Below are 24913 nucleotides of genomic sequence, written 5' to 3' on the forward strand. Positions count from 1 at the left end.
CATGAGAGAGGCATGAAATATTATGTGGCGGAGGCAAGCTGGGTTTGGCCGACCCGAAAGGGGTCAGGGCGGCTCCGCCACATAATCTCGCCCGACGCATAAGCAAGGCTCCTTGTTTTAGCGCTTGAATTTCTGCAGCACCCAGATGTAGCCCTTGGGCGGATGATCCTGGTCGATGAACTGCGTCTTCACCGTCGTGTCCTTGCGGCTGCATCGCTTGCACCTGAACCTGATCGCTTCCAGCGGCTTGTTCCAGCCCACCACCTGGGCCACGTCATTCGCCCTGAAGCGCCCGACGTGGTAGCAGTGGCCGCACTCCACGATAAGCAGCATGTTGGCCTTGGCGGCACGTCCAACGCTGTCCATCGGCCCGGCCATGGCTCATTTCCGGGTCGAGTAATCCTCGGGGAGGGGAAGCAGGCCAAGCTCCGCCATCCGGTAATCGGGCTCCTTCTCCGCGACGCTGGCCAGCACCTCGTGCAATTTCTCGACAAGCCCGCAAAGCTGCCAGAACAGCTCGCCATGCGCCTTGAGATGCAGCTGCGACGACAGCACCGTCCGGCGCAGGCTCAAAGCGTCCCTGATGATCGCCTCCGCATCCCTCGCCGACAGCCTGTCGAACCGGCTTTTTCGTCTGCCCATCGCGGCTCTCCTCGATTTGTGAGCAACCGCCCCGCCTACTGACAAATAGGAAGGCATTCCTCGCCAAGTCAATTCGCTCTTGACATTTTTGTTCCCGTTTTGTTCAATTTCAACAGGAACGCTCGGAGGCCCCACCGTGGACCACATCGTGACACTGGACAGCCGCCAGGAGGCCGCCCTTCAGGCCGTCGCCGACCAGTTCATTGCCCAGCACAAGGGCGATGCGGTGAAGGCGCTCAAGGAGATGATCGTGCTGAACGGGTATCTGCAGGAGCGGCTGGATGCGGTGGGTTGAAATTCCATCCACAGGCGCGATTAAGCGCAAGAAGATTCACCGGGAAGGTCGCGGCGTCAGCGCGAGTCCAATCGGTCATCTCTGCCAGCATTGCCCTGTCGGGTGAAGCGAAGCGCTTTTCGTGGTCGATCTTGATCTGCCGCATCCGCTTTGCAGGATAAGCGATGACATCGTCGGTCTCGACATGGTGATCATAGCAAAGCAGCAGGAGATTGGCCGCAGAACGCCGTTCCTCGTTGCTCATGTCCTCCCGAAAGCGTTCGCCTCCCTCTTCAGCTCCCTCGATATGACAGACTTGGCCAACAAACTTGCCGACCTCGTTCATCATTAGCCGATTGCACCCAGGAAAGGCGCAAAGATTTCCTGAATGCAGGAACAGCTGGCGAAGCGTCTCTGGTCTTGGCGCAAGCCGTTTCGCCCTCTCTTTTTTTGTCGTTTGATGGTTCCAATAAGACCAGTGCTGCCAATCGACCTAATTTGAAAACCACTTTACTTTTCATCGTTGACAGTGGTTTCTGGTTGCGACCAGGACAATTCTCCAGAATCCACTCTGACCCAAATCCCTGTGGCCCAGATGTCGAGCAACTTCGTGTACGCTACATAACAAGGCACGAACAGCGGGCATTTCTTGGCTCCAAAGTGCACTTATCTCATAGGTTGAAATGGCTGAGAGTGACGCAGTCAAAAGTTTTCGGGACGCCATAGAAGCAGCGCTTAGAGGCGGCTTCGTAGCGGTCGATTTTCCGGACGGTTCTAAGCCGCTATTAGAACGTGCACTACGTCAGCGTATCGGGCTAGTGACCTCCACGGACCTCGCCATGAAAAACGCCGAGGAAGCAAGAGCCAACACACTATCCGCGCGACATGGTGTAAACAGCTTTCCACATCACAGTGACTTCGCCTTTAGACCATTTCCACCTCGGCTAATCATTCTGATCAACGAAACCCAGCAATCCTACGAGACGCCTACCAACGTTACTCGAATCATCGATCTGCCAAAGAAGATGCAAGACATACACGCTCGCAGCCAGTGGCATCTGAGGGTCAGAGGCATGGCCTTTGTCGTTGGCGGGATGACTGCAGTTGGAAAACATCTCATTCACCGGTGGGATACGGATTTCTTGGAGCCCGAAAACGGAGAAGCATGGGCATGCCTACAGATCATCAAGAAGCTCGTTCCAAGGGTCGAGTCACCACATAAATGGAAGCCAAAATCTGCGCTATTGATTGACAACTGGAATTGTACGCACTCGCGGGGATACGCCAAAGGCGGGGGTGAAAACCGCGAGCTGGTTCGATTGGAGGCTTGGCATCATGCAGGAGTGGACCACTGACACGTTGTGGGCAAAGGCGGGAGTTTATGGCAGGCAGGCAATGGAGTCCGACCGCAAGAGTCCACTATTTCCACTCTTGGCGTCTTTCGCGCTAGAACTGTTAGGAAAGGCAGCGCTTTCCCAGATCCATCCCGTCCTGATAGCCGACCCTCGCAGCGAAGGCGAAGCGATCCTCTACGCGTTCGGAGTTCCCACGAGCGATCCGAAAACCATCATGTCGAATACCGTCTTCAAGCGGCTCGGCAAGTTAGTGCCGGGCTTTACAGAGGAGGACGTGCGTACTTGCCTCATCCTTGCGGAACAGAGAAATCGGGAACTTCACACCGGCGAAGACGCTTTCCAAGATTTCAAATCGGGTAAATGGGTACCCGATTTCTACCGCGTTACGAAGATCCTGACAGAGTTTATGGGTCGAGATTTGGACGAATTATTAGGCAAGGAGCACGCGAAAGATGCCAATGAAGTTACAGCTGAACAGTCTGCCAAAGTTAGAAAGGAGGTTCTTGATCGGATACAGGCTTGCAAGAAATCTATAGCCGGACTTCGTATTGAGGAACTGTCTGATCGTCGAAAGGCCGACGAATCTGGCGTGACATGGGCACGCTACACCAATGGAACTGCAGTAAAGGCGACTGGGTGCCCCGCGTGTGAAAGCCAAGGTCTGCTCCATCTTAGGCACATTGCTGACCGGCCCGCTGAGATAGTTGAGAATACCATTTTCGTCGATGGAATCTGGTCGCCGCGAAAGTTTAGCTGCAAGGTCTGCGGCCTCGATTTGGACGGAACTAAGGAACTGGGGTTCGCGGATTTGGCTGATCAGGTAGTCGAGACCGATGACAGTGATCCGGCCGACTTCTTCGGGATCGAGGTCGGCACGCTCGATGAGCCAGACTACGGCAATGAGTAGCGTCGATGAGTTTGGGGCAAGGCGCCACCTGATCGTGCTCAACGGGCACTTGCAGGAGCGGCTGGATGCCCTGTCGTCACCACGCCGAGCGACGCGCTAAGCGCTCAGAGATGACGGTAGCAGGACGCGTGTTCAATCGTGCCGTTCGAAGGTCGGCTTAGCGCCAAGAGCCTACCTTTCCGAGCAAATGCCATATATCGCATTTTGGTTGAAGCGGATCGGCAGCTCTCAGGAGAGATTGGACAGCCGCCGCTCCTCGGCCGATCAAAAAGTCCGAGGGCATCGACCTTCACCCTATCTTGCCCGAGCCGATCCTCAAGAAGACTTGCCGACTAGTTACGTCATAGCAGCGGGAAGCCCACCGAAATGCTCGGCCAACATGCTCCTTATCACAACATCGTCTATAACCAGCTTGCGAACAGCCGCCTCATATTGGCTACGGCTTTTGAACTGCAGAGCACTCACGATCACAGTTAAGGCAGGCGTCTCTCGGATTGGATAGCGAGCGATAATCTTGTCAACGTCCTTAGAGATGATCCAGCCCTGCAAACGCGCCTTCTCTGCTTGGTAATGGGCCTGCGAATCCACAGCGATACTGACGTTCTGTCCTGCCTGAATTTTCTTCCAGTCGGGCATCTCAAGACTAATTTGGTCCTTGACGGCTTGCTCTGTCATGCGAGCAGCAAGGCGATCCGCGTTGGACGCTATCGCGGCAAGAAGATCGGTCCACGCCTTGACGATCATCTGACTAGGATCGCCTTCTATGACCGTGCACTGTCGCTTCGCGATCAACTCCACGATAGTCGGGTTGTAGTAGAGAGCTTCAACTGAATAGACGGCAAGTGCGAAGACGCCCTTTGCCTCAAGGGCTATTTTCTTATCTGAAGTGAGCTGGTCCTGATCGACTATTCCGTAAGCTTGAATCCACGCAATTGCACTGGTGTCACGAACACTGGTAACGGCGTGCTCAACGTCGCTGCAAGTCGCTCTTGGAAAGATCGACACACCGGGAAACAGGATTTCGTAAAGCGGTTTGTCTAAGCTGTCCGCGCTTCCTTCAATGAAGAGCATCTTGCGGCGTGAGCCAATGATAGCCTCTTTGGTCGGATCATCGATCCCAATGCCCGGCTCAAGAACATCCAAGTCCCAATTTCCAACATCGTCATTGACGGTCTTGGAGTCGCGCACCAACACGGTTCTGGCGGTGCGGCAACTGACGGGCAAACTCAACTCATGAGTAGACACTACAAACGTGCAATCCGGACGCTTTGCGAAGAGCTGTAGAAGCAATGGTGTGACGATTGATGCGTGCAAGTGCCTCTCGGGCTCGTCGACAAGGATCAGCGAGCCTTTCTTGGCCGTTAGTACCACGCCCGCGATCAGCAGCGCGGCCCGTTCGCCATCAGATAGGGCCGCGATGCTATAAGGCGGGCCCTCACGTTTTCTGGCGACGATCGTGCTATTCGGTTCGATCGTCATGGCGATTGGAATGCCCGATCCGACCAAAAGCTCGTTGATTGTCTCAAGTGGAGGTAATTCGTCCGCCAACTGAGCTGCTTCGGCGCTCTTACCAGATTTGACGGCCGCTCGGATGTTCCGAGAGAGGTTGTTATCCGCATCGATAAGGTCAGCGATAATCAAGCCACTCCGTGAGGCCGGATCGTATTCGCGCCAGCGAGCTTCAGGCTGAGCATCCTGATTCTTCGTGTTAGTCTCGGTCTGGATCTTGCTTTGCGGTGAAAACGGCACCGAGTTGGTTTCCATCCAAGTCTGCCGATGTGCGGCGACGCGGACAGCTCTCGCAAAATTCTTCCGATAGAGCGAAAGCATTAAACCAGACTTACCGGCGCCATTGGGGCCGACGACGAAAAGCGGGGCAGCAGTTGAAACCGGGAGCTGCAATGAAGACCCGTTGGTCAGCGGCACCGCAGTTTCAAATGGCGGCTCGGCAGCTTCAGAGTTTGTGGCCATATCTTCCCCCAATAAGTGCCCCGAACCATTATCTCGCGCGGCGAGATCATGACCTTGCCAACTTATCAGCGTCGAGGGAAGTCACTCGCGGCGATCAAATAGCAGCTATCCGATTTGAAGCGATTGTACTGCGATGATCCGCTTTCAGGATCAGGCAATGCTGCACCATACGACAATCATTCTGAGCGCAAGCTGGCATTCGTGACCCAATTGGCGAACGTTTCCTTTGCGGGGCACCGCCGGCATCGAGATAGGGCGAGATGCAGGGGCGCTGTTGTCCGCTGTAGGATGTGTAGTGGTCGTCGCTTGGCCTGTAGGAGCGGTAGCGGCTTCGCGACGGCTTGTGAGGGCTGGAATTCAGGTTCCGCCAGGCGTCCGGCGCGGCTGCCTGGCAAGCGACGGCACGCCCCTCAATGCCTCTTGAAATACTGCACCTCGCGTTCGTGCTTTTCCGCAGCCTCGCGGCTGTCAAACGTCCCGAGATTGCGGCGCTTGCCGGTCTTTTCATCCTTCTTGCGCGAATAGAGGCGGTATTTTCCGTCTTTGAGTTTTCTGATCATCTGTCTCTCCTTGGCTAGGGCCGCCGCGTCCCAGTGAGGTTGCGCGCGGCTTGCTCGATCGCCGCCCTGTCGTTGCCCAGCCTGTCGATCAGCTCCTGCGCCTGTTCGCCCGATATGCCGGTGCGAACCGCGAGGGCCTCCACCGTCAAGACGTCGGAGCTCGCGACCTCGCGGGTTTCCGGCAGGGCATCGCCTGCCGTCAACGGCAGGGCTGCCTCCCTGTCGATCTCGGCCTCGGCCCGGTGCCAGTGCCGCTCGGGATCGCCATGGATCCCGCCTTCGCGTTCCCAGATCTGGTATGCGCGCTCACGAATCTTGTCGTCCCGTTGGTCGCCCATCTTGATTCCTCCTTTGCCTGTCGGATGAACGCCGCGCCGATCCGAACGATCCAAAAAAATTTGCGTGATCGTTGGTTAGCCGCTCGAGCGTGGGATCGCACAAGACACCATGCCCTTCGGTTCGCTAGCCCGCCGCCCAGCGCCCTGCTACTGGCACTGCCGACGCGGCCCGCCGGAATACGGCTGATAGCTATTGTCTTCCGGTCGATATGACCGGTAGCGGCTGAAGCAGTATTGCACGTGGTCGGATGAGAGCTCGGCGGCGCCGGGTTCATCCGATGGCGCGTAGCCCTCCACCGACGACGTATCGCTCGCCTCGACATAGCTGCCGTCATCGCCGGCGTTGAGATAGGGCGAGATGCAGGGGCGCTGTTGTCCGCTGTAGGATGTGTAGCGGTTGTCGTCCGGCCGGTAGGAGCGATAGCGGCTGGCGCACCATTCGACATGAGCGGCGGGCAGCGCTTGCTGCTCTTCCGCTGGTGGCTGGATAGAGCCGGTGGCGGTGGTGTCGGGGATCGAAGCTGCGGCGGTGTCGGCGGGTTTCGAGCTGCGATCAACTTCCGAGGTGCGAACGGGGACCGCGCGAGCGGGAAGGCGCTCGAGGCGTTGCGAGGCCTGGTTTACCGGGCGCGGGTCCTTGGTCCACAGTTCGACGCTGGAGACGGGGACGGCCGGCCGTACCGGCTTGGCTATCAATAGCCAGGTGGCGAAGGCGAGACCGCTGGCGAATACGGCGAGCGTCAGGACGAAGCCGCCAAAGATTGCGAACAAAGCTTTCATGCCGCGCTCCTTCGCCTCCCGGTTAAGGAAATGCAGGGCGGGGAATCCGGTTCCAGGAAGGAGCGCGGGGCAGGGGCTTTCAAAAAGGAAGGCCCCTCTCCGTCTCGGCTTCGCCGAGACACCTCTCCCCGCTTTGCGGGGCGAGGAACCTAAGGCCTTTTAGGCTTTCAGTGCAGGCCGAATTCGCGCAGCAGTTCTTCGCGGTAGCGCACGAAGCGGCTTTCGCTGCGCTCGCGCGGGCGGGGCAGGTCGATGTCGATCAGCCGCGCCGCGCCGCCTTTCTCCTTGGGCAGGATCAGCACCCTGTCGGCGAGGTAGATCGCTTCCTCGAGGTCGTGGGTCACCATCACCATGGTGACGTTCTCCTCGCTCCAGATGCGCGCCAGTTCCTCCTGCATGCCGATCTTGGTCATCGCGTCGAGCGCGCCCAGCGGCTCGTCGAGCAGCAGGATTTCGGGCTGCACGGTCAAGGCGCGGGCGATGCCGACGCGCTGCGCCATGCCGCCCGACAGCTGCCTTGGGTAAGCATCACTGAATTCGGCGAGGCCGACGAGCGCGATATAGAAGCGCGCCCGTTCCTCGGCCTCGGCCTTCGGCATGCCGCGCACTTCGAGGCCGAAGGCGACATTGCCGAGCACCGTCAGCCAGGGCAGCAGGCGCGGTTCCTGGAAGATCACCGCGCGCTCGGCACCGACGCCGTGCACCGGCTTGCCGTCGATGGCGACGCCGCCGCTGTCGGCCGCCTCCAGTCCGGCCAGGATGCGCAGCAGCGTAGTCTTGCCCGATCCGCTGGCGCCGACGATGACCAGGCATTCGCCCGAGCGGATGTCGAGATTGAGGGTCCTCAGCACTGCAAGCGATCGCCCGCCGATGCTGAACGATTTGGACAGGTCGCGTATGCTGACCTCACCGCCGCTTGTGCTGCTCATCGGGCTCGTCTCCCAGCTGATTGCCTTGCCGGTTGGCCTTGTCAGTTGGTCTTGGTTTCGCCGGGCCGGTAGAGGATGTCCGCTGCCTTCAGCTTACCCTTTGGCAGCCGGCCGTCGCGCTCGAGCACGCTGACCCAGAAGTCGATGTCGCGGTCCGTCGCCTTGGCCCCCTGGCGCAGCCCGAAGCCGGTCCAGTAGCGCGCCAGCTCGCCGTTTTCGCCGCGCTTGTCGAGGATGTTTGCCAGCACCTTGCGCGCTTCGTCGGGGTTCTGCAGCGACCAGTCGGAGGCGCGCGCCGATTGCTCGACGAAATTGCGGGCGGCGTCGGGATGGGCGGCGATGAAGTCGCGCCTGAGCACGACGAAGCCGCCGGCCAGCTCGCCCAGCACGTCCGTGTCGTTGAACACGCCACGCACGCCGCCATTGTCGACCAGCGCGCCGGCAAACGTCGCCTGCCAGTAGCCCAGCGCCGCGATGTCGACCTGGCGGGAGCGCAAGGTCTGCTCGAGCTGCGGTCCGGGCACGACGACGAGATTGGCGGCATCCGGCGACAGGCCGACGCTGTGCAGCGCCTCGCGCACGGTGTAGTCGAGATGGGCCCCGAGCGTGTTGACGGCGATGGTCTTGCCGGCGATGTCGGCGATCGATTTGATCGGGCTGTCGTCCAGCACGTAGAAGACGCTTCGCACCTTGCTGTTGATGCCGTTGCTCGGATAGACGGCGACGAAGTCGTTGCCGCCGGAGATCGAGTTGATCACGGCGGCGGTTGCAGCCGAGCCAATATCGACGCTGCCGGAGGCGAGCGCAAACAATGATTCCGGGCCGCCGCCGGAGTAGCCGACATTCTCGACCTCGATACCGAGGCCTTTGAAATAGCCGAGCTCGCCGGCCAGCTCATGCGGAGAGATGCTGCCACGGCTGGCGAGGGAGCGGAACTTGACGGGTGCCGCTTCGGCAAAAGCGAAGCGCGGCAGGCCGGCGGCGAGAAGGCCGGCGGCGAACGGCGCGCCGGCAAGCAGGGAACGGCGGGTGATTTTCATGGTGCGGGTCTTTCCTGGTTGGCTTGGGTCTGGTCGATGGCGAAAGGGGAGGTCAGTCGACGGCATTGCTCCAGCGGCAGAGTCGCCGCTGCAGGCTGACGAGCGCCTGGTTGGCGATCAGGCCGAGGCCGGCGAGGATGACGATTGCGGCAAACATCAGCGGAATCTGGAAGTTGTACTGCGCGTTCATCACCTGAAAGCCGATGCCCTTGTTGGCGCCGATCATTTCGGAGGCGATCAAAAGCAGCAGCGCCGTGGTGGCGCTGAGCCTCAGCCCAACGAAGATCGAGGGCACGGCGCCGGGCAGCACAACGCGGCGGAACACGGTGAGCTGCCTGGCACCATAGACGCGGGCCATCTCCAGCAGTTTCGGATCGACTTGCTTGACGCCGCCGATGGTGTTGAGCAGCAGCGGGAACAGCGTCGCCCAGAAGATGACGAACACCTTGGAGGCTTCGCCGAGCCCAAGCAGCAGGATGAACACCGGATAGAGCGCCAGCGCCGAGGTCTGGCGGAAAACCTGCAGGATCGGATCGAGGGCGGTTTCGACGGCGCGCACCTGGCCCATGAACAGGCCAAGCGGGATGGCGACCAGCACGGCGGCCGCGAAGGCGAGACCGGCGCGCTGCAGGCTGATGGCGATGTCGCCGAGCAGAGTGCCGCCGGCCAGCCCCTTCCAAAGTGCCGCGACAATCATGTCGATCGGCGGCAGCACGGCCGTGTTGACCCAGCCGGCGCTGCTCGACACTTGCCAGATTGCGAGGAAAGCAATGAGGACGCCGTAGCGCGACAGGAAGCGAATTCCCGCCCGGCCGCCGAGGCGCAGGAAGTCCGAGCCGAGGCTTGTCGTGCTGTCACGCGTGCCGAGGCTGGCGGCCTGTTCGATGTGCTGCAAAGTCATCGTCTTGCCTCTTGCTTGGAAAGTATCGGGCTTCTCGGGACTATTCGGCAGCCAGCACGGCCGAGCGAGCGGCGGTCCACGGGTTTTCAGGCCGCCTGAGGCCGAGGTTCTCGCGCAGCGTCCTGCCTTCATAGGCCGTGCGGAAAAGGCCGCGGCGCTGCAGTTCGGGGATAACCAGCTCGACGAAGTCGTCGAGCCCGCCGGGCAGCCAGGGCGGCAGGATGTTGAAGCCGTCGGCGGCTTCGTTGCCGAACCATTCCTCCAGCTGGTCGGCGACCTGCACTGCACTGCCGATGACGGTGTAATGGCCGCGCGCCGTCGCCACCCATTGATAGAGCTGGCGGATGGTAAAGTTGTGCTCGTCGGCAATCTGGCGGATCAGCGCCTGGCGGCTCTTCATGCCTTCGGTTTCCTTGCTCGGCGGTAGCGGTCCGTCGAGCGGATAGCCCCTGATGTCGAGCGTCTGGCCGGCCAGCCCGTTGAGCAGGGCGACGCCGTCCTCCGGCAAGATGAGATCGTTCAGCTGCTGGTATTTGGCGCGCGCTTCTTCTTCGGTGCGGCCGACGAAGGGTGCTACGCCCGGCATGATCAGCACCTGCTCGGGATCGCGGCCGACGGCCGTCACGCGGGCCTTGATATCGCGATAGAATTCCTGCGCCGACGCCAGGTTCTGATGGGCGGTGAAGATGACTTCCGCCGAGTGGGCGGCGAGCTTGCGGCCGTCCTCCGATTGCCCCGCCTGCACCACCACCGGGTGCCCCTGCACCGGGCGCGGCACGTTGAGCGGCCCTTTGACGCTGAAATGCGCGCCCTTGTGGTCGATGTCGTGGAGCTTGTCCTTATCGTAGAAGCGCCCCGATTTCTTGTCGCGGACGAAGGCATCGTCCTCCCAGCTGTCCCACAGCGCCTTGACCGTCTCGACATGCTCATGCGCTCGGGCATAGCGCTCGGCGTGGGCAGGCTGCGTCTCACGATTGAAATTGCGCGCGGTTTCGTCGCCGGCCGAGGTGACGACGTTCCAGCCGGCGCGGCCATTCGACAGAAGGTCGAGCGAGGCGAACTTGCGGGCGAGCGTATAGGGCTCCTCATAGGTGGTCGAGGCGGTGGCGATGAAACCGAGATGCGTGGTGAGCGGCGCCAGCGCTGCAAACAGCGTCACCGGCTCGAAGCCGGCGATCTTGGCATTGCCGCCTTCGCGGGCGCCGAGCCCGACCGTCAGATTGTCGGCGAGGAAATAGGCGTCGAACAGGCCGCGTTCGGCGGTCAGGGCAAGCTGCTTGTGGAACTCGAAATTGGTGGCGCCATCGACCGGCGCCTCGGGGTGACGCCAGGCGGCGATATGCTGTCCGCCGCCGGGCAGGAAAGCGCCCAGTTTGATTTGCCTGGATTTGGTGGATCTTGTCATCGCGGCGTGCTCCTGGATGGATCGGAAAGGGGATCTCGGGTCAGTGGTGCGTTCAGGCGGCAAGGCCGACGCCGTAGGGCACTCCGGTTACCCGGCATGCCTCGGCGACCGCTTGCCGGGCGCGGGCGTGGATGGCTTCCGATACCAGCACGCCATTGGCAAAATCCTTGTCGGAGGCGTAGATCGCGGTCGGCACGGTCAGCGCCTCGAAGAAGCCGAACAGCGGCCGCAGCTGGTGCTCGACGATCAGCGAATGGCGCTCGCCGCCGCCGGTCGCGGCGAGGATGACGGGCTTGCCCCTCAGCGATGACGGATCGAGCAGGTCGAAGAAATGCTTGAAAAGCCCGGTATAGCTGCCTTTGAAAGTCGGCGAGCCGGCCACCAGGATATCGGCGCCCAGCAGCCGTTCGACGATATTGCGCGCCGCCGGGTCGAGGTCGCCGAGGCGCCTTGCCCGCGGCAGGGACGCGCCAAGATCCTCGATGTCGAAGACGGCCGAGGCCGCGCCGATGCTTTCGGCGGCCTGCCCGACAATGTGGCCGACGAACGCCTTGGTCTTCGATGGCCGGGTCAAGTTGCCCGACAGCCCCACAACGAGCTTCTTCGACATTCCTGGCTCCCTCTCAAGCGCTCTGTTTTAAGATCTTGGGTCTAGCGATCTACTTTAAGTCTAGAGAGTTTGTAGAATTAAAAGAGCGAGAAAATTTCAAAAGCAGGGCGATGAGCGAACTGAGTTTGCGGCACATCGCCCGCAATTGGTTCATTCAACGCGGCGTACTGCACCGGCGCAGCGCATCGACCAGCGATGCAAAGGCCTGCCAGCACCTTGTCCCGCGGGCATGCAGCGAGTCAGTCCAATTTGATTCAAATCCGGCTGTGGATATTTGCTTTTGGGTAAATCGGGGCGGTCATCTTGCCTGCCGGCGGACAACAGGGAGAAGCCGATGACAAGCGACTTTGCCGCCGCACACCTCCATCTTGAACGAGCCTGCCATTATTTGAGCGGCGACGACGAGACGAGCCGCACGGCTCGTGCGGCTCTGGATCTCTTGATCGATGCAATTGTCGCAGCGCAATACAAGCGGCCACGCGGAGACGTTGTGGAGTTTCCAAGATCGGCAAAGCTGGGACAGTCCGTAAGCGGGAACGGGTAATCCAACCGGCGGCGTCCCTTTGCTTCCGCCCGATCACATGAACCAGGTTGCAACCAGGCCGATCGTCGCCGAGAAGATGGCGGCGGTCGTTGTCCAACCGAGTATGTTGGTGCTCCGGCTGTTCACCTGGTCGCCCATGATCCTGCGGCTGTTCGTCATCAGCATGATGAGCAGCAGCAAAGGCGGCGTCGAGAAGCCCTGAACAATGCCGGACCAGACCAGCGCCTTCATCGGATTGAAGCCGAGGAAGTTAAGGCCAGCGGCGATCGCCGTAAAAAAGCCGATGGCGAGATAAAATTTGGGTGCCTCTCGAGCCCGGGCGTGCAGGCTGTTTTTCCAGCCGATGGCTTGTGCAACATCATAGGCAGCGCCGGTGGTCATGACAGGAACCGCGAGGAAACCGACGCCGATCACGCCTGCGGCGAACAGAACGCTTGCGGCCTGGCCAGCGAGCGGGCGCAGCGCCTCCGCGGCTTGTGCAGCCGTGTCGATATCGTGGTGGCCCGCCTTGTAGAGCGTAGCACCCGTCGACAGGATGATGAAATACATGATGAGATTTGAAAACATCATGCCGATGAGGATGTCCCGGCGAGAGCGACGGAGTTCGCTGTCGGTGGCGCCCTTCCTTTGGCTGAGCGTCGTTCGCCCCTGGGCAATCTCCTCCTCGACCTCCTCATTGGACTGCCACGTGTAGAGATAGGCGGACAGCGTAGTGCCGATGATGGCGACCAGGATCGACAGGAACTCACGGTTGAATTCGATCTTGGGAAGCAGCGTTCCGCGCAGCACCGCCGCGGCGTCCGGCTTGGCCAGAATGGCGGCACCGACATAAGCGAGCAGCGCCAGCGCCAGCCAGCGAAAGATGTTACGGATCAAAGTATAGGAGCCGAAGACTTGGAGGGCGAAGATGAGGGCGGCGACGAACAGCACGATCAGCGGAATGGGAAGCGGTACGAACATGTTGGTCGCGGCCGCCATTCCACCAAGATCCGCCGCGGCCTCAATGGTGTTTCCAATGAGCACCCCCAAAAGCACGGACCAAAGCAGCCACCGTGGATAGAAGTCCTTGATGACGTGGAACAATCCGCGCCCGGATACCTGGCCGAGCTTCGACGACAGGTAGACGACCACATACATCATCGGCAACGTCACCGGAGCCGTCCAAAGCAGGTCGGGTCCGAAGCGGGCGCCGGCACTGGCGTAGGTGCCTATCGCGGAGCAATCGTCGTCGGCCGCCCCTGTTATCAGGCCGAGGCCGAGCGCTCGGCCTATGCCGCCTTTCCTCTCCTCAGGTGGGATGGAACGATCGGAACCGGCCTGCCTCATTGCGACCGGACCGGGTTGCGAACGAAAGGCGCGGGCTGCCATGCAACAATGATAAGGATCGGTCGCGGCGCTGGTCTCATTTTGCTTCCTTCAACAACTTGCCCAAACCCGGCGCGCCATGACTTGTTCCGCGACGACGGGGCAGGGGTTTTGTCTCAGGCAAAAAAGTTCGGGTTGACCGCTTCCGAACGCGAAGCGACTATCCGTGCGAGGCGAAGATCGCAGGAGGAAATGCAATGGACGAGCCCGCTCAGTGGCGCCACATGTCGAGCGCGCCAAGGGACGGCAGCAGAATCCTTGTCACGGTTCGGCCATCCGAGCAGGGGCCGGCCGAGGTCGACATGGCTTACTGGGCCCGCGCCGATCAGTTCGGCAGCGAAGGCTGGCGCGCTTCCGATTCGTCGCCAGGACGCATCGTCGAATATGCCGAACCCGAACTGAAGTGCTGGATGCCGCTGCCGTCGGCCAATCTCAGCAAGGGATCGATGCCGAGCCCCTGGGAAGGGGAAGATGTGCCGCTGGTGGATGGCTCGGGGATATGAGGCTAGCGAGAAGGGTAGTCTTGATCGCTGGCGGGACAGCACCCCCCTCTGTCCTGCCGGACATCTCCCCCCTCTGTCCTGCCGGACATCTCCCCCTCAAGGGGGGAAATTGGCCCGCATCGCGGCCTTCGCTAATCTCCGACGCTGCAAGAAGGGCGCGGCTATTGAAGCTGCCGATCTCCCCCCTTGAGGGGGAGATGTCCGGCAGGACAGAGGGGGGTGTGAAGGAATGCCAACGTCCCGGTCGGCCCTCAGAACAGGAATGCGGCCGTGGCGGGGTTCGGGCCGGTGCGGCCGTCGGGCGAATCCATGCACCGGATAAGCTCGAGGTCCTTCGCTTCCAACTCGAAATCGAAGACATCGAAATTGGCGGCGATCCGATCCTGGTGGATCGACTTTGGAATGACAATCAGCCCTTCCTGAAGGTGCCACCTGACGATCGTCTGCGCCACCGACTTGCCGTGTTTCCTGGCAATGCCTTCAAGCGTCGGATCGCTCAACAGCCGGCCGCTGCCCAGCGGGCTCCAGCTCTCGATGCGGATGTTGTGCCTGTCATGGAATTCGCGTCTGTCACGCTGCTGGAAGCGGGGGTGGAGCTCGATCTGGTTGACGGTCGGCGTGACGCCGGTCTCGCCGATGATCCGTTCGAGATGGTCGTGGTTGAAGTTCGAAACGCCGATCGACTTGATCCGGCCTGATTGCCTGAGTTCGATAAGCGTCTTCCAGGCCTCGACATATCTGTCCTGGCTGGGCACCGGCCAATGGATCAGGAACAGGTCGATCTGCTCGATGCCGAGCTTGCTCATCGTCTCGTCGAAGGCGCGCAAGGCGGCGTCGCGCTGATGCGCGCCGTTGCGCAGTTTCGAGGTGATGAACAACTCGCTTCTCGGCACGCCGGCCGAGCGGATTGCCTGCCCGACACCTTCTTCGTTCCGATAGCCTTCGGCGGTATCGATCAGTCTGTAGCCGGCCTCGATTCCGCAGCGCACCACCTTGGCGGTGATGGCTGGATCGACCTGCCACACGCCGAGGCCGATTTGCGGAATGGCGGAGCCGTCGTTCAATCTGATTTGTTCAGGTCTATTCAGGGTAATCTGTTCAGGCATGTTCAGGTCCTTCTGCATCGTTCCGCCCGGCGCAGGCTCTATCTAGTCTGGATGGCCGCGAAAGCCAGTCGATATCAGGAGAATGTGAGGAGACGGACGTGAAGCGCTGATCCTCCGTTTCGGGCCGACAGCGCTCTGTGACCCACGGGCGCCAGAGAACCCTACACAGGACGACCCCACTATCGCGGATTCTGTGGTATTCTGCCGACTATCCGAGGAGGCGACTGCGTTGACCAACAGCTTGGAAGCCGAAGGGGCAAGAGACTGGTCTCCCCTGCTGGTCGCGGCAGAAAAAGGCGATGCGGAGGCGGTTCGATCGGAATTGGCGGCTGGCGCCGACATCAATCAGTCGGACGACGGCGGCTGGTCTGCACTTCACCTTTCAGCCCTCAATGACCGCACAGCGGTGGTCGAGGTGCTGATCGAAGACCCGGAAATCGACGTGAATTCCAGAAACAAGTGGAAGAGCACGCCCTTGAGCCTTGCGTCCGCCAAGGGACATTACGCGTGTATCTCAGTCCTCGTGAGACACCCCCAAATAGAGATCAACGCGCGAGCTGACTACTACGGCAGAACGGCTCTTATCGAGGCGGCGAAGAACGGGCATCTCGAAGTCGTCAAGTTGCTCGTGGAGAATGGCGCGGAAATAAAACTGACCGACAAGACGGGGAGAAACAACGCGCTCATCGAGGCTATCAAGGGGCGGCACTACGAGATCGCGGAATACCTGCTGGATTCTGGGAAAGTGAGCTTTATCAACAAAGAGATGAGGCTAAACGCCCTGATCTGGGCTGGCAGTTGCCACAACCCTCAGCTTATCGAAAAGCTGGAAGTCTCGATTCATACTTTCTTCGAAGGCAAGTGAAGCTTCCGCTTCCCGGTTGCAGTTGCCATTTGTGGTTACCTGACGAGAAGCAGGTAATCCTCCAATCCGGAAGGCTCGTCAGCCCTTCGCGATAAGTGCGGTGCTACTCACGATGTCCGGGCAGGCCGCCGACCAGGCCGGCCTCATAAGCCGCAAGTGCTTTGGCGACGCCGGCAACGAGGTGTTCAACGTCGCTCGCATGTTCGAAGGCAATCCCGGTTTGCGCAAACTCCAGTGGCGAATAGTCAGGCGCTATCCGCTTGACCTCTGCCATGATGCGCTGAGCTTCCTCCAGGTCGCCGAGTTGCGCGTGGCACCCCGCCAGCCTTGTAAGTCGCCAGGGCGTCTTCGAGGGGACCTTGGACATGCTGACAATCGCGGCCTTGTAATCTCCGACTGAGTATAGCGCGATGGCGCGATCGTAGTGGTACCAGTCTGGATGGATCGGGTTGATCCGTATCGCATTGTCAACCGCCGCGAGTGCTTCAAGAGGCCTGCCTCTCATCGTCAGCAAGAACCCCATTTGCGCAATCGTATCGGCGTCATATGGATTGAGGTCGAGCGCGCGTTGAAGGTGATGTTCAGCCGCATCGAACTGACGGGCCGAGATGAAAGCCTGGGCGAGTACGCGATGGCAGCGTGGCTCTTCCGGCGCCAAGGTCGCCGCACACTCCGCGCGGTGGATCACCGAACCAAGCAATGCCGGGGATGCCTCGGCATAGCCACCGATAATGAGATCGGCGAGCGCGACGTAGGAATGCGCCAGTGCATAGGCCGGGTCTTTGTCGACCGCAGCCTGGAAAAGACCGCGCGCAGCCTCGTTGTCATCATCATTATAACCGCGCAGACGGGCCAGTCCGCGCAGCAGAAGCTCGTATGCAGCCAAACTGTCGGGAGGCTTTGGGGTTGCCTGCTTGACACCTGCGTCGTCGAGCCGAGCGACCAGCCGGTTCACCACACGGCGAGCGATTTCTTCCTGCATGTCGAAGATCTGGCCGCCAGACGCAGAAAAGGTATCGCTCCACAAGACTCCACCCGTCGAGGCGGCAGTGAGACTGACAGTGACCCGCATCCCGTCTGCGCGAGTAGTCGCCCTGCCGCGGACCAGATAGGTTGCGCCAAGGCTGGCGCCAACGGCACGCCAATCGGAAGCCGAATCCGAGACGAATGCAAAGCCGGAATTGCGCGCCAGCACGACGACCGTTCCGAAGCGAGCCAACGCGTTGACGATGTCTTCGGCAAAGCCGTCCACCAGAGGGGTGTCTTCCGGCGCACCTTCATTGGTGAAACGCAGCACCGCAACGCTCGGCTGTCCAGCGCGCTCTTGCTTTGGCGCTTCGAGACGAGAGAGGATGTAGCCGCGTTTGGCGACCGTGCGGATAATGGTTTGGCTTTCGTCGTTCAGCGCCTTTCGCAACTCCCTGACCGCCTGCGTCAGTGAGTCCTCGGTTACGAAGACATCGGGCCACACCGCGGACATCAGTTCCGACTTGGTCGCGACACGCCCGACATTCCTGCTGAGATAGGTCAACAGATCAAACGCCTTGGAACGCAGTGCAACAGGTTTCCCGTCGCGCAGCAGCAGCCCGCGGGCAAGATCAAGCTCGCAACTGCCAAGTGCCAGTGGTACGTTCCCTGGGTTTTCTCGCGACATTGAATGCCGATCTGACCAGCTCGACCAAACGCAGCCTGATTGGGGTCTCAATCGGCGCGGACGTCAAGGGATCAGAAGAATTTGGTTCGCCTTTACTTTGGCTGGAAGTCATCCGCCTCTCCATGGCCATGATCTCCAGCATTTCGAACATTGTTCCAGGCATGGGCGCACAAGGCGACGCAGCCATGACGGTGGATGCAAATTCCAGGAGTTCTTGCCGGGCGGCTTGGCGCGTGTTCTCATTCAGTGACATGGTCGACCTCATCCGGTTCTTTCTTGAGCACAATGAAGCCAAAGAACGGGCGCGTACCGGAAGATTTCTGAAATTCTGCTGAATCTGCCATAGCAGGGTTTTCCCCCAATTATTCAACCGAACGGTTGACTATCTCAAAGCGTGCGTCTATATTCAACTACATGGTTGAATTAGAGACACCCCAGATGGACGCGGTTTTTCACGCCCTTGGTGACGCCACCCGGCGGCACATGCTTCGCGATCTCGCCGATGGCGAGAAAACGGTCAGCCAGCTGGCGGAACCCTTCGCGATGTCGCTCGCGGCCGCCTCCAAGCACATCAAGGCGCTGGAGAATGCAGGACTTATTCGTCGAGAGGTGAGGGGCCGCACGCATCTGTGCCGACTAGCCCCCGGACCGCTGGCCAGCGCCCATCAGTGGCTCAGCTTCTACGAGCGCTTCTGGACGGGGCGTCTCGATGTTCTCGAACGCCTTCTTCGCGAAGAGGACGCACGCAAAGCCCAGAATGAGCCCAGGAAATCGCCCAACCCGAAAGAAGGAGACGAGCAATGAATCAGATGAGAACCATCGATGCCTATGGCGAGCTGAGCGAGCCCGCCACGTTCACCATCCAGCGCCTTTTGCCCGGCCCCATCGAGCGCATCTGGGCCTATCTCACCGAGAGTGACCTGCGCCGGCAATGGATGGCCGCGGGCCAGATGGAAATGAAGGCGGGCAGCTCGTTCGAGTTCGTCTGGCGTAACGACGAGCTGACCGACCCGCCTGGCCAGCGCCCCGCGGGCTTTCCCGAAGAGCACCGGATGGAGGGCCGGATCACCGAACTCGATCCGCCGCGCAAGCTTTCCATCACCTGGGGAAATACCGGCGGCGTCTCCTTCCTGCTGGAGGCGAAGGGTAGCGATGTGCTGCTCACCGTCGTCCATCGGCGCCTGCCGGAACGTGCAATCCAGCTCAACATCACTGCCGGCTGGCACATACACCTCGACCTGCTGGCCGCCCGCCTGGCGGGCAAGACACCGACCTCGTTCTGGGACGGCTGGAGCCGCCTGCGGGAAGAATACGACCGCCGCCTGCCGGCCTGATGTAACTCGCGGCGGCCATCCCTGAGGTCGCCGCCAGTCACACGAAGCAACGATGAACTGATGAAACGTGCTTGCATCCCGCAAGCCTGATGGAGGAAGTCATGCGTAAATTGATCACTGGAATGAAAATTTCCGTCGACGGCAAAATGGAGGGCCCAGAGGGTTACGCCGATTGGGTCGACGCGTGGTCGGACGAATACGGCCTGACGCCGCAAATCGACGCCTGCCTGCTTGGCAGCGTCATGTATGCCGGCTACGAGCGCTACTGGAGCGCCATCCAGAACGAGCCCGACAAGCCGCTGCCGATGACCGGCAAATTGCCGAAGCCGGCCGAGCTCGAATGGGCCCGTTTCGCCGCGCAGACCCCGCATTATGTGCTGTCGAACACAATGACTTCGGCGGCCTGGCCAAAGACGCGCTTCGTACGGAATTTTGAGGACATTGCTGCCCTCAAGCAGCAGCCCGGCAAGGACATCTACCTTATGGGCGGCGCCCGAATTACCGCGAGCCTTATCGATGCCGGGCTGGTCGATGAACTCAGGCTGATCGTCTATCCCCTGCTCGCCGGTGAAGGAAAGCCGCTGTTTGGGACGGCGAAAAATCGTCGTGGGCTCGAACTGCGCAAGGTCGAACAGCTGTCGGACGGCCGCGTCGGGCTGGTCTACGGGATCGGCTAAAGCGCATCGCGTTCGATCGGCCTCATGCGACGCGCTTTAGGTTCTTTGTTATGCATGTCGTTACCGCAAAACCGCTGCCCACTTTTGCGCGGCATGCATTAGCGCCAATGTCAGGCAACGACGCCGCGGCAGGCCCAGGCGACATTGGCAAAGGACCTCGGGCCGTCGGGCCGGCCGGCCTCGTAGGCGTCGCGCATGGCGGCGTCGGTGCGCGCCCGCTCTTCCGCGTCGAGCGTGGCTACATACTTGCCGAGCGGCCCTTCGCCGGCGGCTATCGGCGCCCAGTAATCGTCGAAGTTTTGATAGTCCATGCGGATCATCAACTCGGTCTCCGTAACGTCGCGGAGACCCTGCTCGACAAAGGTCCGTTTCATTTCACCCGGCTGCATCATCGGCTGGGTGCAATAGCGGGCGCGCAGCTGGCGTCCGCCTTCGCTGAGCACCGCCACCGTGTCGATCATCATGCGCATCCCCGGCATGCCGCCGAGATGGTCCCATACCGTCGCCGCGACCACACCGCCCGGCCGCACGACGCGACGCATCTCGGCGACTGCCTTGCCGGCTTCGGGCACGAAATGGAGCACGAGCAGCGCCAAGGCACGGTCGAACGCGCCGTCCTCAAGAGGCAGGGCACAGGCATCCGCCTGGCGGATTTTTATCCGCGGATCGGTGTTGCGCCGGATTGCCTCCTCGACGAAAACGGCCGAAAAGTCGATCGCGGCCACCTCACTGAGGTCAGCGGCCTTGACGAGCGCGAAGGTCAGGCTGCCGGTGCCGCAACCGACGTCGAGGATCGTTTCGCCGTCCTTAAGGCCCGCGAAGCCGATGAACAGCGGCGCGAGCCTTTGGCTCCAGCGGCCCATGAGCTGCTCATAGCCGGCAGCATGGTGAACGTTGAAACTTGAAGTCATCGAACCCTCCTCCCAAAGCCGTATGCTAGACTTCGGCGGCCGCTGACGAAAGCCACTTTTGGCGTGTGTTGGTTCGGTCACCCGGGGCGCGCGAAGACATCGCCGGCCGGATTTGATGGCGCCGGACAGCCAGCCTCCGTGGCCTCGACCCCCTATTCGGCGGGCAACCCGCGGCGCTTCCATTCGCTGCGCGGCACCGGATTTCCAACACGAAAGGCAAACGACACGACTTTCGTCGCGTCCGGATCGACCTCGCAGCGAAAACTCAGATCGTACCACTGCCCGTTTGCAGGGAACGGCGCACTGGCGACGTTCATGACCGTGCCGGCCTTCAGTCGATACTCAAGCAAGCTGTCTGGGAAATAGGGGGGCGACGCGTGCACCAATTGCTGTGCGAGCTCCGTGTTGCAGAGCTGACCGATCCGCACGGCGCGCGGCACATTTCTCATGGCGGTTGTCGCTACCGGATCACCGGTTGCTGTTTTCGAGAACAATCTCTTCGCTTCCTGAAGCTTCAAGGGCCTTTGGGCTTTGGCGACACCGGTCGAGTTTGGGTTCGGCGGCTGGGCCGCGGCCGGCTGCGCAGCCTGGTCCTTCCCTTCGGCCGCTGTCACGGCAGTTGGCTGCGCAAGCTCCTGTTTATCCGGATCTTGCGGCGCCGCCGGTGACTGCGAACCATCCTCCGCACTGTTGCCGTCCAGAGACTTGCGAGGACCAGCGTCCTTCTCGCCGAATTGGAAGACGGGCCTCTGAGGGTCGGCTTCCGGATGCGCCGGCGTCTCGATCTTTGCTTCCGGCGGCTTTTCGGGCTTGGCCGGTTTCGCGGGAGGCGGAGGTTTGGCTTTCTCCGATGGTTTGGGCGGTGGCACCAGATCCACCCCGATGGCCTGCTCCTTCTGCGGTTGCGGGGGCGACACCGGCAGTGCGGACAAAAGAAGCGCGGCGGCGAGCAAATGCAGGACCGCGGAGGCAGGCAAGGCCCACCTGAATACCTGGCGCTGATCCCGTATCTCGTCCGTCATCGTGACCGGTGTGTGGAATGAAATATTGGCGGCATCAAGCACCGATGCCGCCAGACGTCGAAATAACCCGTTGCGAATCGAAAGTCGGCGGCTGCAATACGGCGCGTCATCCAATCGTCTGGCGTGGGCGTCCGCGTAGAGGACCCGGGCCAGCAGCAGATGCAGCAACTCGTCATTTCAAGCGGCTAGCTAGCAGACACACCCTGCCGGCACAGTGTCGCCCGGTTGAAATTCCTCAACGCAGTTTGCCGGTTACAGGGAAACCGATAGCCCGCCGTCAACCGCCAGCACGTGCCCGTTGACGTAACCGGCAGCGTCGGAGGCGAGAAACACCACGGCTCCGCCGAGCTCCTCAGGCTGGGCCCAGCGGCCCGCGGGGGTTCGTGCCTCGACCCATTTGGTGAAGGCCTCGTCGCGCATAAGTGCGGTGTTGAGCTCGGTGGCGAAATAGCCGGGGGCGATCGCGTTGACGGTGATGCCGTGACGGCCCAGCTCAGCAGCAGTGGAGCGTGTCAGCCCGTGCAGGCCCGCCTTTGCCGCCACATAGGCGTGAATGGTGGGACGGCCAAGGATCGCTGCGACCGATCCGGTGTTTATTATGCGCCCGAACTTGTTTGGCAGCATCAGGCGCACCGCGTCGCGCATCATGCGGAAGCAAGCCGACAGATTGACGGCAACCACATGGTCGAAATCCTCGTCCTCCCATTCGACCAGCGGTTTACGATGCTGGATGCCGGCGTTGTTGACCAGAATGTCGAGGCGGCCGTGGCGTTCGACGATTCCTTCGAGCGACGCCCTTGAGATCGCCGCGTCGGTGACGTCGAACGGCAGGGCTTCTGCACCGATCCTTTCGGCCGCTACGGAAAGGGCGGCCATGTCGCGGGCATTGACGATCACCGTCGCGCCGTTTTCCGCAAGTGCCTTGGCCATGGCAAAACCAAGACCACGCGAGGCACCCGTGACCAACGCGACACGGCCCTTGAGCGAGAACAATTCCGGCATTGAGATCCCCTATGAAAAGGGCGGGAGTTTCCTCCCGCCCAAAAGCACTATTTGGCGACGCAGGTGTCGGCTGTCTCCGGAGTGCAGACATCGAGGCCCGTGTAGGTCGGGTCGGCCGGCGGAGCCTTGCCTTCCTTCATGTCCTTCAGCGCCATCATCGTCTTGTAGCCCATCTCGAACGGCCGCTGGCCGACCTGGCCAAGGGAGAAACCTTCCTTCATCTGGTCGATCTGTACCGGAAGCGTGTCGGCAACGACAAGGGCCAGGGCCTTCGAGGCGATCTTGTCCTTGTACGGTCCGACCGCGGCGCGGTTGGCATCAGGGATGAACTGCGGGAAGCCACCGGTTGGGACGAATGCGTCGAGGTTCGGGTTTTTCGCCATGATATCCTCGAACTGTTGCACCGAAAGCGGGAAATCATCGTTGGTGTAGAGCGGACAGCCTTCGATTTCGGTCCAGCCGTTCTGGCCCGTCAGCCGATCCCCGGGCGAGGCCGCCGATTTGGTGCCCGAAAGCGTATCGCGAATGCCTTGCATGCGCTCGTTGTGGTTGGCCGCCGCGGCGCCGCCGGACTGGATGCAGATCGTGCCGCCTTTAGGCTTGATCTGCATGACAAGCTTGGCGAGGTTCTCGCCGATCTCATAATTGTGCGTGCCGATATAGGCAACGCGCAGATCCTTGTTTTCGGGCAGGAGATCGGAGTCCCAGGTGAGGACCGGGATGCCGGCTTCCTTGGCGGCCTGCAGCGCAACCGCCATCGCCGCGGCGTTCGATGGCGACACGGCGATGCCGTCCACCTTCTTGGCCACGAGGTCCTGCACGATCTGCACCTGCTCGTCGCCACCGCCATGTTCGCCGGGACCGATATACATGCACTCCACAGCGCCATTGGATTCGGCTTCGGCCTTCTTGCAGCCGTCGCGTGCCTGGTCGAAGAAAGGATTGTTCATGTTCTTCGGCACGAGGGCGAAGGTGTATTTCGCCTGGGCGCCGGAAACGGCGAGCACCATTGCGCCAAGCGCGACGGCGGCCGTGAGCAGATGTTTTTTCATGTGACGTTCTCCTCCTTGGTGTGATCCCGCGGGCCTCCCGCCGGCGGGTTTCTAGCGGCGTTTTTTGGGCATCAAGACTGCCAGCGACGCGGCGAGAATCGATTTGCCGCCGGTTTGCATGCCCAAGAGAACCGCAAGAACGATGAAGGCGCCGACGAAGGCACCCTGCCAGTTTGAATCGATGCCGGCCATCAGCAGCGCATTCCTGATCACCTCGAGAAAGGCCGAACCGATGATCGCACCGAAGGCCGTGCCGGCGCCGCCCATGAGGCTGGCGCCGCCAATGACTGTCGCAGCGATAACGCGCAGCTCATAGCCTTGGCCCATGGCATTGATGGCCGAGCCGTTGTAGCCGAGGAGCAGGAGCGAGGCGAGCGAGGCAGTGAAAGCCGAGAAAAGATAGGCCTGGAATTTAATCCAATTGACCGGAACGCCGGTGAGCCGTGCCGCCTCCTCATTTCCGCCGATGGCGAAGAGATGCCGCGCCCAGGCAGTAAAATTGAACACGAATCCGACAATCAGGGCCAGGATCACCATGGTCCAGAACTGCGATGACAGTTCTGGTATCCAGTGCGGTGCCCAATCCTCGGGTCCATGCCGCGGCCATTTCGCCTGACCGATCGCCTTCACGATCGGAGCATCGGGCCCGAACTGGTAGAACATCTGGTTGGCCGAGAATACGACCGCCAGCGAGCGCGCGACGGACAGCATGCCGAGGGTGACCACAAAGGACGGCATCCCGACATAGGCGACAAAGAATCCGTTGACCGCGCCGCAGGCTAGACCGGAGAAAAGGCCCATGGCGAAGGCGACGTACCAGGGATAATGCCAAGTGAGGAACAGACCGGCGACGATGACCACGAGGCCCATGATCGAGCCGACCGACAGATCGATGCCACCGGTGATGATCACGATCGTCATGCCGAGGGCCATGATGCCGAAAGGTGCGAAGTTGCGCGTCACATTGGCGACGTTTTCGGAGGTGCCGAAGCTCGGTTCCATGGCTGTCATCAAAATGACGAGAGCGATGAGCGCGATCATCACCCAGAAGGGCTGACTCGAAAGCACACGTTGGAGAGCCGTTTTTTCGTTGGTCGAGACGAAGTCCGACATGGCCGGCCGGCCGGTTTCCCCGACTGACTCCCTAACACTAACTGACTCCCGAG

General features: G+C 60.9%; 30 protein-coding genes. 10 read left to right on the forward strand and 20 right to left on the reverse strand.

The genetic code is table 11. The features are described from left to right. Window positions 1-117: 117 nt before the first annotated feature. Both NKH13_RS26470 and NKH13_RS26475 read right to left on the reverse strand, forming a co-directional pair. Complete coding sequence (locus NKH13_RS26470; RefSeq protein ID WP_023677293.1) at window positions 118-378, reverse strand: hypothetical protein; 261 nt, start codon at window positions 376-378, stop codon at window positions 118-120. A 3-nt stretch (window positions 379-381) separates the two neighbouring features. Beyond that, window positions 382-642, reverse strand: coding sequence for a hypothetical protein (locus tag NKH13_RS26475; protein WP_254819421.1), 261 nt, complete (start codon window positions 640-642; stop codon window positions 382-384). Window positions 643-778: 136 nt separating this feature from the next. Here NKH13_RS26475 and NKH13_RS26480 point away from each other — a divergent pair, with 136 nt between their 5' ends. The 4 genes from NKH13_RS26480 (at window position 779) to NKH13_RS26495 (ending at window position 3178) form a co-directional block, all read left to right on the forward strand. Next, window positions 779-937, forward strand: coding sequence for a hypothetical protein (locus NKH13_RS26480; protein ID WP_352915526.1), 159 nt, complete (start codon window positions 779-781; stop codon window positions 935-937). Window positions 938-1058: 121 nt separating this feature from the next. Continuing rightward, window positions 1059-1268: a hypothetical protein gene (locus tag NKH13_RS26485; RefSeq protein ID WP_352915528.1), complete on the forward strand. Its 210-nt coding sequence runs from the start codon at window positions 1059-1061 to the stop codon at window positions 1266-1268. Window positions 1269-1755: 487 nt separating this feature from the next. Further along, a complete protein-coding gene (locus NKH13_RS26490; RefSeq protein ID WP_352915531.1) occupies window positions 1756-2271 on the forward strand; it encodes a hypothetical protein in 516 nt (171 codons plus the stop codon). Further along, window positions 2252-3178, forward strand: a complete 927-nt coding sequence (locus NKH13_RS26495) for a S1 domain-containing protein (protein ID WP_352915534.1) — start codon at window positions 2252-2254, stop codon at window positions 3176-3178. Before NKH13_RS26490 ends, NKH13_RS26495 begins: the two co-directional genes overlap by 20 nt. A 336-nt stretch (window positions 3179-3514) precedes the next feature. Here NKH13_RS26495 and NKH13_RS26500 read toward each other — a convergent pair whose 3' ends face one another. The 11 genes from NKH13_RS26500 to NKH13_RS26555 all read right to left on the reverse strand — a co-directional run bounded on the left by NKH13_RS26500 (window position 3515) and on the right by NKH13_RS26555 (window position 13582). Continuing rightward, window positions 3515-5149 carry an AAA family ATPase gene (locus tag NKH13_RS26500; RefSeq protein WP_352915536.1) on the reverse strand — a complete coding sequence of 545 codons (1635 nt, stop codon included), beginning with the start codon at window positions 5147-5149 and terminating at the stop codon, window positions 3515-3517. Between the two features lie 94 nt (window positions 5150-5243). After that, window positions 5244-5621, reverse strand: coding sequence for a BA14K family protein (locus NKH13_RS26505; protein ID WP_352915539.1), 378 nt, complete (start codon window positions 5619-5621; stop codon window positions 5244-5246). Beyond that, window positions 5560-5709: a hypothetical protein gene (locus NKH13_RS26510; protein WP_127204769.1), complete on the reverse strand. Its 150-nt coding sequence runs from the start codon at window positions 5707-5709 to the stop codon at window positions 5560-5562. The genes NKH13_RS26505 and NKH13_RS26510 overlap by 62 nt, the downstream gene beginning before the upstream one ends. A 14-nt stretch (window positions 5710-5723) precedes the next feature. Further along, window positions 5724-6047 (reverse strand): DUF2934 domain-containing protein, encoded by a 324-nt coding sequence (locus NKH13_RS26515; protein WP_352915542.1) that lies wholly within the window; start codon window positions 6045-6047, stop codon window positions 5724-5726. A 147-nt stretch (window positions 6048-6194) separates the two neighbouring features. Next, window positions 6195-6827 (reverse strand): BA14K family protein, encoded by a 633-nt coding sequence (locus NKH13_RS26520; RefSeq protein WP_352915544.1) that lies wholly within the window; start codon window positions 6825-6827, stop codon window positions 6195-6197. A 167-nt stretch (window positions 6828-6994) separates the two neighbouring features. Next, window positions 6995-7756: an ABC transporter ATP-binding protein gene (locus tag NKH13_RS26525; RefSeq protein ID WP_352915546.1), complete on the reverse strand. Its 762-nt coding sequence runs from the start codon at window positions 7754-7756 to the stop codon at window positions 6995-6997. Window positions 7757-7797: 41 nt separating this feature from the next. Then, a complete protein-coding gene (locus NKH13_RS26530) occupies window positions 7798-8796 on the reverse strand; it encodes an ABC transporter substrate-binding protein (RefSeq protein ID WP_352915549.1) in 999 nt (332 codons plus the stop codon). Window positions 8797-8848: 52 nt separating this feature from the next. Next, window positions 8849-9697 carry an ABC transporter permease gene (locus NKH13_RS26535; protein ID WP_352718260.1) on the reverse strand — a complete coding sequence of 283 codons (849 nt, stop codon included), beginning with the start codon at window positions 9695-9697 and terminating at the stop codon, window positions 8849-8851. Between the two features lie 40 nt (window positions 9698-9737). Beyond that, the gene (locus tag NKH13_RS26540) at window positions 9738-11102 is read right to left on the reverse strand and encodes an LLM class flavin-dependent oxidoreductase (protein ID WP_352915551.1); all 1365 of its coding nucleotides are present in this window, start codon (window positions 11100-11102) and stop codon (window positions 9738-9740) included. A gap of 52 nt (window positions 11103-11154) precedes the next feature. Continuing rightward, on the reverse strand, window positions 11155-11712 hold the full coding sequence (gene msuE / locus NKH13_RS26545; protein ID WP_352915554.1) for an FMN reductase: 558 nt from the start codon (window positions 11710-11712) through the stop codon (window positions 11155-11157). A 577-nt stretch (window positions 11713-12289) separates the two neighbouring features. Beyond that, window positions 12290-13582 (reverse strand): Nramp family divalent metal transporter, encoded by a 1293-nt coding sequence (locus NKH13_RS26555; RefSeq protein WP_352915559.1) that lies wholly within the window; start codon window positions 13580-13582, stop codon window positions 12290-12292. Window positions 13583-13818: 236 nt separating this feature from the next. On the opposite strand from NKH13_RS26555, the gene NKH13_RS26560 reads away from it, so the two are divergent. Continuing rightward, window positions 13819-14124, forward strand: coding sequence for a hypothetical protein (locus NKH13_RS26560; protein ID WP_352718268.1), 306 nt, complete (start codon window positions 13819-13821; stop codon window positions 14122-14124). Between the two features lie 251 nt (window positions 14125-14375). On the opposite strand, the gene NKH13_RS26565 is transcribed toward NKH13_RS26560, so the two are convergent. Continuing rightward, entirely contained in the window at window positions 14376-15230 is an 855-nt protein-coding gene (locus NKH13_RS26565; protein ID WP_352721094.1) for an aldo/keto reductase, read from the reverse strand. A 229-nt stretch (window positions 15231-15459) separates the two neighbouring features. On the opposite strand from NKH13_RS26565, the gene NKH13_RS26570 reads away from it, so the two are divergent. Further along, window positions 15460-16095, forward strand: a complete 636-nt coding sequence (locus NKH13_RS26570) for an ankyrin repeat domain-containing protein (RefSeq protein ID WP_352915562.1) — start codon at window positions 15460-15462, stop codon at window positions 16093-16095. A 103-nt stretch (window positions 16096-16198) separates the two neighbouring features. Here the strand turns inward: NKH13_RS26570 and NKH13_RS26575 are convergent, their stop codons facing one another. After that, a complete protein-coding gene (locus NKH13_RS26575) occupies window positions 16199-17749 on the reverse strand; it encodes a winged helix-turn-helix domain-containing tetratricopeptide repeat protein (RefSeq protein WP_352721096.1) in 1551 nt (516 codons plus the stop codon). On the opposite strand from NKH13_RS26575, the gene NKH13_RS26580 reads away from it, so the two are divergent. The 4 genes from NKH13_RS26580 (at window position 17749) to NKH13_RS26595 (ending at window position 19760) form a co-directional block, all read left to right on the forward strand. Further along, a complete protein-coding gene (locus tag NKH13_RS26580) occupies window positions 17749-18084 on the forward strand; it encodes a hypothetical protein (protein ID WP_352915565.1) in 336 nt (111 codons plus the stop codon). The genes NKH13_RS26575 and NKH13_RS26580 overlap by 1 nt on opposite strands. A gap of 79 nt (window positions 18085-18163) precedes the next feature. Next, complete coding sequence (locus tag NKH13_RS26585; protein ID WP_352721098.1) at window positions 18164-18553, forward strand: ArsR/SmtB family transcription factor; 390 nt, start codon at window positions 18164-18166, stop codon at window positions 18551-18553. Beyond that, on the forward strand, window positions 18550-19083 hold the full coding sequence (locus NKH13_RS26590; RefSeq protein WP_352721100.1) for an SRPBCC family protein: 534 nt from the start codon (window positions 18550-18552) through the stop codon (window positions 19081-19083). The genes NKH13_RS26585 and NKH13_RS26590 overlap by 4 nt, the downstream gene beginning before the upstream one ends. Window positions 19084-19184: 101 nt before the next feature. Further along, window positions 19185-19760, forward strand: coding sequence for a dihydrofolate reductase family protein (locus NKH13_RS26595; protein WP_352721102.1), 576 nt, complete (start codon window positions 19185-19187; stop codon window positions 19758-19760). A gap of 110 nt (window positions 19761-19870) precedes the next feature. Here the strand turns inward: NKH13_RS26595 and NKH13_RS26600 are convergent, their stop codons facing one another. From NKH13_RS26600 to NKH13_RS26620, 5 genes are all read right to left on the reverse strand, one after another. Beyond that, window positions 19871-20671, reverse strand: coding sequence for a class I SAM-dependent methyltransferase (locus NKH13_RS26600; RefSeq protein ID WP_352721104.1), 801 nt, complete (start codon window positions 20669-20671; stop codon window positions 19871-19873). A gap of 152 nt (window positions 20672-20823) precedes the next feature. Continuing rightward, a complete protein-coding gene (locus tag NKH13_RS26605; RefSeq protein ID WP_352721105.1) occupies window positions 20824-21861 on the reverse strand; it encodes a DUF930 domain-containing protein in 1038 nt (345 codons plus the stop codon). An 84-nt stretch (window positions 21862-21945) separates the two neighbouring features. Continuing rightward, window positions 21946-22695: a glucose 1-dehydrogenase gene (locus tag NKH13_RS26610; RefSeq protein ID WP_352721107.1), complete on the reverse strand. Its 750-nt coding sequence runs from the start codon at window positions 22693-22695 to the stop codon at window positions 21946-21948. 47 nt (window positions 22696-22742) lie between these two features. After that, window positions 22743-23747 carry a sugar-binding protein gene (locus tag NKH13_RS26615; protein WP_352915570.1) on the reverse strand — a complete coding sequence of 335 codons (1005 nt, stop codon included), beginning with the start codon at window positions 23745-23747 and terminating at the stop codon, window positions 22743-22745. Window positions 23748-23798: 51 nt separating this feature from the next. Further along, window positions 23799-24860: an ABC transporter permease gene (locus tag NKH13_RS26620; RefSeq protein WP_352915572.1), complete on the reverse strand. Its 1062-nt coding sequence runs from the start codon at window positions 24858-24860 to the stop codon at window positions 23799-23801. Window positions 24861-24913 lie beyond the last annotated feature (53 nt).

This window comes from Mesorhizobium sp. M1348 (genome assembly GCF_040317925.1).
GTDB lineage: Bacteria > Pseudomonadota > Alphaproteobacteria > Rhizobiales > Rhizobiaceae > Mesorhizobium.